The sequence below is a fragment of the Jeotgalibacillus malaysiensis genome (assembly GCF_044789845.1).
GTDB classification, from domain to species: domain Bacteria; phylum Bacillota; class Bacilli; order Bacillales; family Jeotgalibacillaceae; genus Jeotgalibacillus; species Jeotgalibacillus malaysiensis_A.
Window position 1 is genome coordinate 1,706,454 of record NZ_CP085252.1, and the last position, 13,874, is coordinate 1,720,327.

Annotated in this window: 11 protein-coding genes; 10 read left to right on the forward strand and 1 reads right to left on the reverse strand. The window is 40.4% G+C overall.

Annotated features, from left to right (window positions below; all coding sequences use genetic code 11):
- Positions 1–91 precede the first annotated feature (91 nt).
- The 6 genes from LG330_RS09205 to LG330_RS09230 all read left to right on the forward strand — a co-directional run bounded on the left by LG330_RS09205 (position 92) and on the right by LG330_RS09230 (position 7,065).
- Positions 92–1,837 (forward strand): 2-oxoacid:acceptor oxidoreductase subunit alpha, encoded by a 1,746-nt coding sequence (locus tag LG330_RS09205; RefSeq protein WP_404409297.1) that lies wholly within the window; start codon positions 92–94, stop codon positions 1,835–1,837.
- Positions 1,838–2,704 carry a 2-oxoacid:ferredoxin oxidoreductase subunit beta gene (locus tag LG330_RS09210; RefSeq protein ID WP_404409298.1) on the forward strand — a complete coding sequence of 289 codons (867 nt, stop codon included), beginning with the start codon at positions 1,838–1,840 and terminating at the stop codon, positions 2,702–2,704. It begins immediately after the preceding gene.
- A 175-nt stretch (positions 2,705–2,879) separates the two neighbouring features.
- Complete coding sequence (gene miaB, locus LG330_RS09215) at positions 2,880–4,424, forward strand: tRNA (N6-isopentenyl adenosine(37)-C2)-methylthiotransferase MiaB (protein WP_404409300.1); 1,545 nt, start codon at positions 2,880–2,882, stop codon at positions 4,422–4,424.
- The gene (locus LG330_RS09220; protein WP_404409302.1) at positions 4,424–4,858 is read left to right on the forward strand and encodes a RicAFT regulatory complex protein RicA family protein; all 435 of its coding nucleotides are present in this window, start codon (positions 4,424–4,426) and stop codon (positions 4,856–4,858) included. Before miaB ends, LG330_RS09220 begins: the two co-directional genes overlap by 1 nt.
- A 206-nt stretch (positions 4,859–5,064) precedes the next feature.
- Positions 5,065–6,585, forward strand: coding sequence for an aldehyde dehydrogenase (gene adh / locus LG330_RS09225; protein WP_404409304.1), 1,521 nt, complete (start codon positions 5,065–5,067; stop codon positions 6,583–6,585).
- Between the two features lie 135 nt (positions 6,586–6,720).
- Positions 6,721–7,065 carry a hypothetical protein gene (locus LG330_RS09230; protein WP_404409306.1) on the forward strand — a complete coding sequence of 115 codons (345 nt, stop codon included), beginning with the start codon at positions 6,721–6,723 and terminating at the stop codon, positions 7,063–7,065.
- A gap of 29 nt (positions 7,066–7,094) precedes the next feature.
- On the opposite strand, the gene LG330_RS09235 is transcribed toward LG330_RS09230, so the two are convergent.
- Entirely contained in the window at positions 7,095–8,012 is a 918-nt protein-coding gene (locus LG330_RS09235; protein WP_404409308.1) for a LacI family DNA-binding transcriptional regulator, read from the reverse strand.
- Between the two features lie 189 nt (positions 8,013–8,201).
- Between LG330_RS09235 and cotE the strand changes: the two genes are divergently transcribed.
- The 4 genes from cotE (at position 8,202) to LG330_RS09255 (ending at position 13,798) form a co-directional block, all read left to right on the forward strand.
- Positions 8,202–8,732: an outer spore coat protein CotE gene (gene cotE / locus LG330_RS09240; protein ID WP_404409310.1), complete on the forward strand. Its 531-nt coding sequence runs from the start codon at positions 8,202–8,204 to the stop codon at positions 8,730–8,732.
- 106 nt (positions 8,733–8,838) lie between these two features.
- Complete coding sequence (gene mutS, locus LG330_RS09245; protein ID WP_404409311.1) at positions 8,839–11,388, forward strand: DNA mismatch repair protein MutS; 2,550 nt, start codon at positions 8,839–8,841, stop codon at positions 11,386–11,388.
- An 18-nt stretch (positions 11,389–11,406) separates the two neighbouring features.
- Positions 11,407–13,221, forward strand: coding sequence for a DNA mismatch repair endonuclease MutL (gene mutL / locus LG330_RS09250; protein ID WP_404409313.1), 1,815 nt, complete (start codon positions 11,407–11,409; stop codon positions 13,219–13,221).
- Between the two features lie 19 nt (positions 13,222–13,240).
- The gene (locus LG330_RS09255; protein WP_404409314.1) at positions 13,241–13,798 is read left to right on the forward strand and encodes a glycerol-3-phosphate responsive antiterminator; all 558 of its coding nucleotides are present in this window, start codon (positions 13,241–13,243) and stop codon (positions 13,796–13,798) included.
- Positions 13,799–13,874: the final 76 nt, after the last annotated feature.

Genomic DNA, 13,874 nt, shown 5'->3' on the forward strand with positions numbered 1-13,874 from the left:
TCACTTTCAAAAAGATGTGTCACATCATTAAACGTGATAAAATGAACAATGATGAATTTATACATATTGCATGGTTGAAGGAGAGATTAGAATGAAACAGCAGCTTTCCTGGAAAGTGGGCGGTCAGCAGGGAGAAGGTATCGAAAGTACCGGGGAAATCTTTTCAATGGCAATGAACCGTCTGGGTTATTTTTTATATGGCTACAGACATTTTTCTTCAAGAATAAAAGGCGGACATACCAACAATAAAATCAGAGTCAGCACAACACGTATAAGAGCGGTAGAAGACCGTTTAGATATATTAGTAGCATTTGATCAGGAAACAATTGATGTGAATTATCATGAAATGGGTGCAGACGGTATTATTATTGCTGATGCGAAATTCAAGCCTGCAAATCCAGAGGACTGTCAGGCGGAACTGATTATTGTACCCTTTACTGAAATTGCCTCTGAACTGGGCACGTCCCTAATGAAAAACATGGTTGCAATTGGTGCAACGTGTGCCATTATGGATCTTCCGACAGACGTTTTCACTAAAGTATTACAAGAGACATTCAGCCGCAAAGGTGAAGTGGTTGTTCAGAAAAATATGGAAGCGATCGAAGCAGGTTTTAAAGCAGCTTCAGAACTGCTTGCAGATAAAAAAGGTTCGCATAAGCTGGCTAAAGCAGATGGCATTCAGAGAATGTATATGATTGGAAATGATGCAATTGCACTCGGAGCAATTGCAGCCGGTGTAAGATTTATGGCAGCTTATCCAATTACTCCGGCTTCTGAGATTATGGAATACTTAATTAAAAAACTCCCTGCACTCGGTGGTGCTGTCATTCAGACAGAGGATGAAATCGCTGCAGCTACAATGGCAATTGGTTCAAACTATGCAGGTGTACGTGCCTTTACAGCATCAGCAGGACCTGGACTGTCATTAATGATGGAATCAATTGGACTGTCCGGTATGACTGAGCAGCCGCTTGTCATAGTCGATACGCAGCGGGGTGGACCATCTACAGGACTTCCAACAAAACAGGAACAGTCGGATCTGATGCAGATGATTTATGGTTCTCATGGAGATATCCCAAAAATTGTTTTAGCACCGAGTACAGCTGAAGAAGCGTTTTATGACACGATCGACGCTTTTAATCTTTCAGAAACTTATCAGTGTCCGGTTATTGTGCTGTCAGATTTGCAGCTTTCGCTTGGGAAGCAGTCTGTTGATCCTTTAGATTATTCAAAGGTTCAGGTTGGCAGAGGGAAGCTTGTAACAGATGAATCAGAGCTTGAGGAACTTGAGCCGAAACAATATTATAAGCGGTATGAAGTAACTGAAGACGGGGTTTCACAACGTGTGCTGCCCGGTATGAAAAATGGTATACACCATGTAACAGGTGTTGAACATGATGAGACCGGAAAACCGTCAGAATCCTCACTGAATCGTCAAATGCAAATGGATAAACGTATGAGAAAGCTTGATCATGTCTCACTTTATAAAGCAGTGGATATAGATAATGCAAAACACGGGGAATCGGATATTCTGCTAGTTGGTTTTAATTCGACTCGCGGAGCGTTAGAAGAAGCACAGGAAAGACTTGAAGCCGATGGGTTAAAGGTTAATCATGCGCATATCAGATTGCTTCACCCTTTTCCTGCTGATAAGCTTGCGCCATTGATGGAAAGTGCTAAAAAAGTTGTAGTAGCTGAACATAATGCAACGGGGCAGCTGGCATCATTGATTAAAATGAATGTTGGAATGGCTTCAAAGATTCACAGTCTGAAAAAATATGACGGTACGCCATTTTTACCTTCAGAGGTTGAGTTGCTGACAAAGGAGCTGATTTAATTGGTTACATTTAAAGATTTCAGAAATAATGTGAAGCCAAACTGGTGTCCGGGATGTGGAGACTTTTCAGTGCAGGCTGCAATCCAGCGTGCTTCAGCTAATATTGGCTTAACGCCTGAAAGTCTTGCAGTCGTATCAGGGATCGGATGTTCCGGCAGAATTTCCGGGTATATCAATTCCTACGGCTTTCACAGTATCCACGGTCGCGCGCTGCCACTTGCCCAGGGCGTGAAAATGGCTAATAGAGATTTGACCGTCATTGCTTCAGGCGGAGATGGAGACGGATTTGCCATCGGTCTTGGACATACCATTCATGCGATCAGAAGAAATATTGACATGACTTATATTGTTATGGACAACCAGATCTACGGCTTAACAAAAGGACAGACTTCCCCAAGATCTTCAGCAGGGTTTAAAACGAAATCAACACCTAAGGGTGCGATTGAGCCATCCATTAATCCGATGGAAATGGCACTGACTTCAGGTGCAACCTTTGTCGCGCAAGGCTTCTCATCAGATTTAAAAGAGCTGACGAGCCTAATTGAGCAGGGGTTAAATCATAAAGGATTTTCTCTTATTAATGTCTTCAGCCCTTGTGTCACCTATAATAAAGTGAACACATATGACTGGTTCAAAGAAAATCTGGTCAAGCTTTCAGAGATTGAAGAATATGATGCCCACAGTAAAGAAATTGCAATGCAGACGTTAATGAAGCATGATGGTCTAGTTACAGGCCTGATCTATCAGAATACAGAACAGCCTTCATATCAGGAGCTGATTGATGGTTATGATGAGGAGCCTCTCAGCAATCAGAATCTGCAGCTGGATGAAGATTACTTTAATAAACTTGTAAAAGAATTTATGTAAAACCATGGCGCACGTGAATCAGCGTGCGCTTTTCTGCTGAATGATATAATTGAGTCAATTTATCGACATCATCATCAGTTGTGTTGTCAGTATGTACATTAACATTTATACTTGTGTAACATGGGGTTTTTTAACTCTGTTTATGAATATAGACAGTAAGAAAGGGGACATCAGGATGAATGAAGAGCAGCGCATTGCAAGCGGGGATGCCACTCAGACATCTCAGGGACATAAGAAAGAAAAAGACTATAGTCAATACTTTCAGACTGTTTACAGCCCGCCATCATTAAAAGATGCAAAAAGACGCGGTAAAGAAGATGTAAATTATCATGAAGATTTTAAAATAGATCAGACATTACAGGGAATGGGCGAGGGACGTAAATTTTATATCCGCACCTATGGCTGTCAGATGAATGAGCACGACACAGAAGTGATGGCTGGGATCTTCCTGCAGCTTGGTTATGAGCCGACAGATACGACAGAAGATGCTGATGTGATTTTATTAAATACATGCGCAATACGTGAAAATGCTGAAAATAAAGTATTTGGTGAGATCGGTCACCTTAAGCCATTAAAGCTTGAAAAGCCGGATTTACTGATTGGTGTATGTGGATGTATGTCTCAGGAAGAATCAGTTGTTAATAAAATTCTAAAAACCCACCCTCATATTGATATGATCTTTGGTACACATAACATTCACAGGCTTCCAAACATTTTGAACGAAGCTTATATGAGTAAGGAAATGGTTGTTGAAGTATGGTCTAAAGAAGGCGATGTAATTGAAAATCTCCCTAAAGTGAGAAAAGGTGCTATCAAAGGCTGGGTTAACATTATGTATGGCTGTGATAAATTCTGTACATACTGTATTGTTCCTTATACAAGAGGCAAGGAACGCAGTAGACGTCCCGAGGATATTATCAGGGAAGTTAGACATCTCGCTGCACAGGGCTATCAGGAGATCACACTTCTTGGACAGAATGTAAATGCTTATGGTAAGGATTTAAAAGATACAGATTACGGACTCGGTCAATTAATGGATGAGCTGCGTAAGATCGATATTCCAAGAATTAGGTTTACCACAAGTCATCCGAGAGACTTCGATGATTATTTAATTGAGGTTCTTGCAAAGGGTGGTAATCTTGTTGAGCATATTCATCTGCCTGTACAACATGGTTCCTCTGAGGTACTTAAGCTCATGGCAAGGAAGTACACGAGAGAGCAGTTCCTGACGCTCGTCGGTAAGATCAGAAAGGCAATACCTAACGCAGTGCTGACAACTGACATTATTGTGGGTTTTCCAAATGAAACTGAAGAACAATTTGAAGAAACACTTACATTGTATAAAGAAGTAGGATTTGAAACAGCATTTACTTATATCTATTCTCCGCGTGAAGGTACACCTGCAGCAAAAATGCAGGATAATGTACCGATGGAGGTTAAGAAAGAGCGCTTGCAGCGTCTAAATAACCTTGTGAATGAAATGTCACTTGCAGCAATGAAAAAACTTGAAGGGCAGACGATGGAAGTGTTAGTGGAAGGCGAAAGCCGTAAGAATGCTGAAGTCCTGTCAGGCTATACAAGAACGAGCAAGCTCGTTAACTTTAAAGGACCAAAGGATATTGTCGGAAAAAGAGTGATGGTCAAAATTACTGATGCTAGAACCTGGAGCCTGAATGGTGAATTGGTTGAAGCGGAAGAACCAGCAGGAGTGAATGGATAATGGAAAAGAGATATACAAAAAAAGAAATTATTGCTCGTGCAAAAGAACTTGCACAGATGATTACAGAAACAGAAGAAGTGGACTTTTTCAAACGAGCTGAAGCGCAGATTCAGGAAAATCAGAAAATCAGAGAAAAAATTGCCAGCCTGAGAAGTCTTCAAAAGCAGGCGGTTAATTTCCAGCATTACGGTAAACATGAAGCGCTGAAAATGATTGAAGCCAAAATTGAAAAAGTAGAAAATGAAATTGATGAAATTCCAATTGTACAGGAATTTAAGCAGTCACAGACTGAAGTGAATGATCTGCTTCAAATGGTCGCTAACACTGTTTCTAACACTGTAACTGATGAAATTATCCGTCAGACAGGCGGAGACATCATGAAGGGTGAAACCGGGGCACAGGTTAAAAATGTGCCAGGCGGCAGCTGCTCATAATCATTTGTAAAACGATCCGGGATAAAAACCCGGATCTTTTTTTGATTTATCGTGTTCTGAAAATTGACAATGATCTTAATATTTGATAAAAATAACATACAGCTCAATTTAAGAGCTTACTATTTTTTATTAAAATGAAAGCGATTACATAAAGGGGGATAGAGATATATTCAGTAAAATGACTATTAATAATAGGGGGAAAAGTAATGACTTACGCAAATCCGAATACTGATGGATCTCTAGTAAATTTTAAAGATAAATATGATAACTACATAGGGGGAGAATGGGTAGCACCTGTAAAAGGTCAATACTTTGATAATCCTTCTCCGGTAGATGGCAAAGTGTTTTGCCAGATTGCACGCTCCACAGAAGAAGATGTTGAAAAAGCACTTGATGCGGCGCATGCAGCAAAGGATGCGTGGGGAAAGACTTCTGTAACTGAAAGATCAGTTATATTAAATAAAATTGCTGACCGTATGGAAGAAAATCTTGAAATGCTTGCAGTAGCTGAAACGTGGGAGAATGGTAAGGCGGTTCGTGAAACGCTTAATGCAGATCTGCCGCTTGCGATTGATCACTTCAGATATTTTGCAGGGGTCATACGTGCGCAGGAGGGAACGCTTGGTGAAATTGATCATGATACAGTTGCATACCACTTCCACGAGCCGCTTGGAGTTGTAGGACAGATTATTCCATGGAACTTCCCGCTGTTAATGGCTGTTTGGAAGCTTGCACCTGCACTTGCTGCGGGTAACTGTGTTGTATTGAAACCGGCAGAACAGACACCTTCATCTATTTTAGTCTTAATGGAGCTTGTCGGAGATCTTCTGCCAAAAGGTGTCATAAATATTGTAAATGGTTTCGGTCTTGAAGCAGGTAAGCCGCTTGCATCCAGTAAGCGCATTGCAAAAATCGCATTTACAGGAGAAACAACTACCGGACGTATGATCATGGAATATGCATCTCAAAACCTGATTCCTGTTACACTTGAGCTTGGTGGTAAATCACCAAACATTTTCTTTAAGGATATCATGGATCAGGATGATGAGTTTGTTGATAAAGCAGTAGAAGGGTTATTAATGTTCGCTCTCAACCAGGGAGAAGTATGTACATGTCCTTCCAGAGCCCTGATTCATGAAGACATCTATGATGAATTCATGGCGCGTGTAGTTAAAAGAGTAAAGGAAATCAACACAGGTAACCCGCTTGACCCTAATACAATGATGGGTGCGCAGGCATCTACTGAGCAGATGGAAAAGATCCAGTCATACCTTCAAATCGGTAAAGAAGAAGGTGCGGAGCTTGTTACAGGCGGAGATATCAATAAAAAAGAAGGGGAATTTGCTGAAGGGTATTATATTCAGCCAACCATCTTCAAGGGAACGAATGATATGAGAATCTTCCAGGAAGAGATTTTTGGACCGGTTCTTTCTGTTACAACTTTTAAAACAGATGAAGAAGCGATGGAAATTGCAAACGATACGCTATACGGTCTTGGTGCTGGTATCTGGACAAGGAACGTAAATACAGCATATCGCTTTGGAAGAGGCATTCAGGCAGGACGTGTATGGACAAACTGCTACCACCAGTATCCTGCACACGCAGCATTTGGCGGTTATAAGATGTCAGGTATCGGACGTGAAAACCATAAGATGATGCTTGATCATTATCAGCAGACTAAAAACATGCTGGTCAGCTACAGCCCTAAGAAATTAGGATTCTTTTAAAATACAAACGGCTCCGGTTTTATACCGGGGCTGTTTTATTTTACAGAGTTTTTATAAGGACAGAACAGCCTGAATGGTTTAAAGGGGTTGATTAAGGGTAAAATTCTGTAAATCGTATTGATGAGGAGGATGATTATGGAACATCATTTACAAGCATATTTTAAAAATGAAAGTGATGCTGAATCTGCACTGGCTAAACTGCAGAGATGCCCAATCAGAGATGCAAGGATAGATTCAATTCCTGATACTGACAGCAATCCTTTTTTACTCCCTGCTTTGAGCTTCACATCAAACTCAACCCCAAATACAGGTATTATTACAGATCGTGATGTCATCAGCCGGGCTGACTCGTCTGACACATTTCACTATCTGCTTGAGTTTTATGTAAAAGAAGAAGACAGAAAAGAAGCCGTTTCAATTTTAAGTAAGACAGACGCACACCTCGATAAAGAAGCATACGAAAAAATAAATAACAATTAAGTAAAGCTCTAATAATAACAACGTTATTATTAGAGCTTTACTGTGTAATTAAGTAACATTTCTGATTTTAAGTTTACATAATCATATTCCTGTTCATTAATTTTTGCGAAAATGAAATCCGCAGTCACTTCTGAAACTTTCTCTATTGAGTATCCAAACATTGAAACGGGGGAACTGGGATCGACATTATCATCATAAGCTATTAGAGAACTATCCTCAGGGATGTTCAGTCCCAAGCTTTTGCTGACGAGCAGAGTCAGCTCAGCCAATTTACGGCTGGAGCATATGATAGCGTCTGGCATTGTCTGATCGAGTGTGGTTTTAATTACAGTAAAAAACCGCTCAAGGTCCCCGGTGCTGATATACACATGATTAACTGCATCAAATTCATTTTCTCTTTTAAGCACTTGATTGATCCAGTCATCATCGTATTCACTTACTATAAGAACTGACCTGTGTCCAGAATGGACCAGCAGAGATGCCGCTTTTAGAGCTGCATCTTTTTTTAATGAGTACTGATTGATCCCTGCAACATCAGAAGTATCAATATATGGGTTGTATGTGAATTCAACGTTAGGGAAGTGTACTTCTTTTTTATCAACTACGATCACGTAGGCCGTTTTTAAACGCGAGAACATCTCCTTTGCATCTTGAAATGCGGAAGTAGAAAGGGCAGGTAAAAAACCGCGTCGTTTTAATTGTTTGCTTAATTCATGAACATACGATGCGTACTCCGGAGCGGTAATCCCGGGACAGTAAATGCCGACTGCATTCGATTTACCTGTAGCAAGAATCTTAGCAGATGTATTTATTTCATAACCCATTTCTTTAGCAAGTGCTACAATCCGTTGTTTTGTTGGTTCTTTTACTAACGGACTGTCATTCAATGCTTTAGAGACGGTAGAAAAGCTGACGTTTGCCTCTTTCGCTATATCTTTTATCGTCACAGACATGTGATCACCTCGTAAAATAATAACGTTGTTAATAATATTAGTATAAACACGAAGCACAATAATAACAATGATTATTACACACTTTAAAAATAATAACGTTATTATTTTAGATAAACCAGGTTATTTGCACATGTTTTTATCATGGTGCATAAGATAAGGGAGAAATGAAAGGAGGCCGCTTTAATGACGGAATACCGTGAGATAATTACGAAGTCAGTGGTGGCAAAGGGCCGTAAGTACGTGAAGTCTAAACATACTGTTCAGCCACCCCATAAACCGTCAAGTATACTCGGCTGCTGGATTATCAATCATAAATACGCTGCTAAAAAGACCGGGCACAAAATTGAGGTAAATGGATCCTATGAGTTAAATGTTTGGTATTCTCACCATCACAACACGAAAACCTCTGTCATTATTGAAAATGTGTCCTACAATGATGAAATCAGCCTCAGATACCGGGATAAAGATGCAAGGAATGATCACGAAGTCATAGCGAGGGTGCTGCAGCAGCCAAACTGCATTGAGGCCGAGATTTCAGAAAAAGGTCAGCATATCGTTGTTCATGCGGAAAGGGAAATTGCTGCTGAATGTGTAGGGGAGACGAAGGTGTGTGTAGCATTTACGAATGAATACCCTGGAGATGATGACTGGGAGGATTATGATCTGGACGAAGAACTTGAACATATCAATCAGAATGTGTTTGACCATGAGTAAAACACTGTCTCCGGACAGTGTTTTTTTGATGGTCCAAATAAGTGATCAATGTCCATTTATGCTATACTCTTCACATAGAAAATGTTGATGAACGGGGAGAATTGTTTTGACGAAGTATACACCAATGATGCAGCAATACTTAAGAATAAAGGCTGAAGTACCGGACGCCTTTTTGTTTTTCAGGCTTGGGGACTTTTATGAAATGTTTTTTGATGATGCGCTTAAAGCATCTAAGGAGCTTGAGATTACGCTGACAGCAAGGGGCGGTAATAAAGAAGATAAAATCCCGATGTGTGGTGTGCCTTATCATTCGGCGGCATCGTACATAGAAAAACTGGTTGACAGAGGCTATAAAGTTGCGCTGTGTGAACAGACAGAGGACCCTAAGCACGCTAAAGGGGTTGTGAGAAGAGAAATCGTTCAGATGATTACGCCCGGAACAGCTGTGAATGCTGTGAATGAACGTGAAAATCATTTTCTTGGTTCAGCGGTTCAGCTTCCGGGCGACCGTTACAGTGTTGCTTATCTTGATCTGTCAACCGGAGAATCAAAAGCGTCAGTCGTTGAAAATGAAGAACTGCTCCTGCAGGAAATTACATTAATTAAAGCAAAAGAATTAATTCTTCCGGCGTCAGTCAGCGAAGAGCTGATCAGTAAATTTAAAGATAGAGGGATAACTGCTATATCAAAAGTAGAACAGGAACATTTATCATTTGATGAAGCTTTACTTTCGCTGCTTGAAGGAGAGGAAGTAAGGCAGGGTATCAGTCTGCTTTTGCATTATACAGCTGATACCCAAAAGAGATCACTGGATCATTTACAGAAAACCGAGCAGTACGAAGTAAGCGCGTATTTACAGATTGATCCAAACTCAAAAAGAAATTTAGAGCTGATTGAAAATAACCGTAGTGGCTCAAAAAAAGGTTCTCTAGTCTGGCTGTTGGATGAAACAGTTACTGCAATGGGCAGCAGGCAGTTGAAATCATGGATTGAGCGCCCGTTAATTAATCAGAGTCAGATTAATGAGAGATTAGATCTGGTCGAGAGCTTAAAAAACCATTTCTTTGAACGGGAGTCATTAAGAGAGCTATTGCAAAATGTATATGACCTCGAACGGCTGGCTGGCCGGGTTGCATTTGGCTCAATCAGCCCGAGAGATCTTGTGCAATTAAAACGATCTATACAACAGGTTCCTTATATAAAAGATAAGCTGAAAGAAATACCGGATGAAGGATTAATCAAAAGAGCTGATGCAATGGACGCCTGTGCTGATGTAGCAGATTTACTCGATGCTTCAATAGATGACCAGGCACCGATTACAATTAAGGATGGAAACTTTATTAAAGATGGATACTCCTCAGAACTTGATCAATATAAAGATGCCAGCCGGAACGGAAAAAAGTGGATTGCTGAGCTTGAGCAGAAGGAAAGAGTGCTGACTGGTATTAAGTCGCTCAAAATCGGTTACAATCGCATTTTTGGCTATTATATAGAAGTAACTAAAGCAAATCTTTCTTCTTTAAATGATGAGCGCTATGAAAGACGGCAGACCCTTGCGAATGCGGAGCGATATATTACACCCGAGCTGAAAGAAAAAGAGACACTGATTTTAGAAGCAGAGGAAAAGTCAGTTGAACTTGAACATGAGATTTTTCAGGTTGTCAGAGATCAGGTGAAAACAGAAATACCGCGTATTCAGCAGCTTGCAAAAGATATCAGCGAAATCGATGTACTTCAGTCATTTGCTTACATCAGTGAAAAAAGACACTATGTTAAGCCAGTATTCTCCGATCAAAGGGTATTGAATATTGAAGAAGGCAGACATCCTGTGATTGAGAAAGTAATGAATGTAAATGAGTACGTGCCGAATTCTTGCAGAATGGATCCAGACCGCTCAATGCTATTAATTACTGGTCCGAATATGTCCGGTAAAAGTACGTATATGCGACAGGTAGCTCTGATTTCTGTTATGGCACAAATGGGATGTTTTGTTCCTGCTGATTATGCGGAGCTCCCTGTGTTTGACAGAATCTTTACGAGAATTGGTGCTGCTGATGATCTGGTCAGCGGACAAAGTACCTTTATGGTTGAGATGCTTGAAGCCAAACACGCTCTCGAGCATGCGACCGAAAACAGTTTAATTCTGTTTGATGAAATCGGCCGGGGTACATCCACATATGACGGAATGTCACTTGCTCAGGCGATTATTGAGTATGTGCATGATACCATTCAGGCAAAAACCCTGTTTTCAACGCACTATCATGAACTTGTAGAATTATCTTCAAAACTGACACGTCTGAAGAATATTCACGTAGCAGCTGCTGAACAGCATGGAAAGGTAATCTTCCTTCATAAAGTGAAGGAAGGTCCTGCTGACAAAAGCTATGGAATCCATGTAGCTGAGCTTGCAGAATTGCCACCCTCACTCATCAGCCGGGCAAATGAACTGCTATCCCTGTTTGAAGCGGATAAAGAGGAAAGCGGATCAAAACAGCAGATGACGCTATTTGACCTGCCGGAAAAATCCAATCAGTCCGAAAGCAAAGTGTTAAAAGAGATTCAAAAAATAAATGTGCTCGAGATGACGCCAATGGAAGCGATGAACGAGCTTTATAAACTCCAGAAAAAAGCAGGAAAAATATTAACTAAATCTTAATGAGGGAGGGGGTTCATAATGGGACATATTCAGCAGCTGGATGAATTTTTATCAAATAAAATTGCTGCAGGTGAAGTGGTAGAGCGACCTGCATCGGTCGTAAAAGAGTTGATGGAAAACGCCATTGATGCCCACTCTACCATTATAGAAATTGATATTGTGGAAGCGGGCCTAGCAAGCATCAGAATTAAAGATAATGGCGATGGAATTTTAGAAGAAGATCTGCTCACCGCTTTTTCAAGGCATGCCACAAGTAAAATTAAAAATGAGCATGATCTGTTTAGGATTAAAACGTTAGGCTTCAGAGGGGAAGCGCTGCCGAGTATTGCTTCAGTATCTAAAGTTGAAATCACTTCATCTACCGGTGACCAGGGGACAAAAGCTGTTATTCACGGCGGAAAAGTAATTAGTCAGTCTGCAGCGTCAGCTAGAAAAGGGACAGATATACGGGTCGAAGAACTTTTTTACAATACACCTGCAAGACTGAAATATATGAAGACAATTAATACCGAACTTGGTAACATCACAGATATTGTAAACAGACTCGCGCTTTCACATCCTGAAATTTCAATCAGACTGATCCATAATGGCAGAACGCTTCTTCATACAAATGGTCAGGATGATATCAGGCAGGTGCTCTCTGCCATTTATGGTATGCAAACCGTTAAGAAGATGGTGCCTTTTGAAGGAGAATCGCTTGATTTTAAAATCTCAGGATGGGCTGCGCTTCCTGAAGTGACACGCGCGTCAAAAAGTTATGTGTCTGTACTCGTTAATGGCCGCTACATCAAAAATTACGGGATTACTCAAGCTGTTCTTGAAGGGTATCGAACAATGCTTCCGATCGGCAGGTTCCCAGTTATTCTTTTATCAATTGAAATGGATCCGGTCCTTGTGGATGTAAATGTCCATCCATCCAAGCAGGAGGTCAGATTCAGTAAAGAAAAAGAACTGCAGCATGTGATCTCGGATACTATCAGACAAACATTCAGAAAAGAAACGCTGATTCCAAGCGGTGTAACAGAAAAGAAAGAACCAAAAAAGTACAGTGAACAAACCTCTTTTCAATGGGGCATAACAAATGAGCAGAAAGCACCAGCCAATCCCCCGTTTCAAAAAGAGGAAGAGCGAACGAAAGAAGCATCACATCTTCAGGCAGAAGAAACTCCTGATCCGATTGTCGCATCAGTGATCAATAAGCAGGAGGTACAGGAGCAGCCTGAAGAAAAAGAAACGTATCACCCGGAAAGAAGAATGCCTGAGCTTTCTGTAATTGGTCAGGCTCACGGTACTTATATTATCTGTCAGAGTAAAGAAGGATTATATATGATTGATCAGCACGCTGCTCAGGAAAGAGTCAAGTACGAATATTTCAGGGAAAAGCTTGCTTATGATACAGGTGATATCCAAGATCTGCTTGTACCGCTGACGTTTGATTTTTCAAGTGATCAATTTATAAAAATAAAAGAAAATATTCATTTACTTGAGAAATCAGGTGTGAGTGCTGAAGAGTTTGGACATAACAGCTTAATTGTGAGATCACATCCTGTCTGGTTTCCTGAAGGTGAAGAAAGTGAAATTATAGAAGAAATGGTTGAGCAGGTATTGAGAGATAAAAATATTGACCGCTATAAGCTTAGGGAAGAGGTAGCGATTCTCATGAGCTGTAAGAAGTCAATAAAGGCAAACCACTTTTTGAAAAAAGAGGATATGGAGCACTTGATCAGTCAACTATCTGAATGCGTGGATCCTTTCACTTGCCCTCATGGAAGACCTGTTATTATTCATTTTTCAACTTATGAGATGGAGAAAATGTTCAAAAGAGTTATGTAAATGAAAAAGAAGGTGACTTATGGAGTTTGATAATCAAAAAATTCTGCCTGCAGTTCATTCAATGAAAGATTTTGATAAAATGCTTAAATACTCATTTGAATATGGTGTTTTTTTGGATCTTCATGTAGGCATGATTAAAAGTGTATTCGAATATGCAAACAGTAAAAATAAAAAAATGTTTCTTCATTTGGACTTAATCCAGGGGCTCGCAAATGACGAATATGCATGCGAATATATCTGTCAGACAGTAAAGCCTTTTGGCATTATCTCCACGAGAAAAAATGTTGTCAAAAGAGCCCGAGAATTAAATGTAAAAGCAATTCAGCGGACTTTTGTCATTGATTCCAATGCCTACAGAAGGAGTGTGGAACTGATCAGGCAGTCAGACCCGGATTATATTGAACTGCTGCCTGGTGTGGTGCCGAAGATGATAGAAAGGATAAAAACTGAAACCGGTAAACCGATCATTGCCGGGGGACTGATCGATGATCCTGAAGAAGTGACTGCTGCCCTGAAAGCCGGGGCGAGTGCAATCTCTACTTCTTCAAAAGAACTTTGGACATATTTCGGGAAATAGTTTGACAGCGTTTTCAGAAGCTGATAATATTGTTTTCAAGTTAATACAACGTGAAGAGACTAAGAGACTCACAGAT

Excerpts from the sequence above, each read along its gene's own strand:
- LG330_RS09205 (WP_404409297.1), top strand. The coding sequence starts at position 92 with ATGAAACAGCAGCTTTCCTGGAAAGTGGGCGGTCAGCAGGGAGAAGGT.
- miaB (WP_404409300.1), top strand. The coding sequence starts at position 2,880 with ATGAATGAAGAGCAGCGCATTGCAAGCGGGGATGCCACTCAGACATCT.
- LG330_RS09220 (WP_404409302.1), top strand. The coding sequence starts at position 4,424 with ATGGAAAAGAGATATACAAAAAAAGAAATTATTGCTCGTGCAAAAGAA.
- adh (WP_404409304.1), top strand. The coding sequence starts at position 5,065 with ATGACTTACGCAAATCCGAATACTGATGGATCTCTAGTAAATTTTAAA.
- LG330_RS09230 (WP_404409306.1), top strand. The coding sequence starts at position 6,721 with ATGGAACATCATTTACAAGCATATTTTAAAAATGAAAGTGATGCTGAA.
- cotE (WP_404409310.1), top strand. The coding sequence starts at position 8,202 with ATGACGGAATACCGTGAGATAATTACGAAGTCAGTGGTGGCAAAGGGC.
- mutL (WP_404409313.1), top strand. The coding sequence starts at position 11,407 with ATGGGACATATTCAGCAGCTGGATGAATTTTTATCAAATAAAATTGCT.
- LG330_RS09255 (WP_404409314.1), top strand. The coding sequence starts at position 13,241 with ATGGAGTTTGATAATCAAAAAATTCTGCCTGCAGTTCATTCAATGAAA.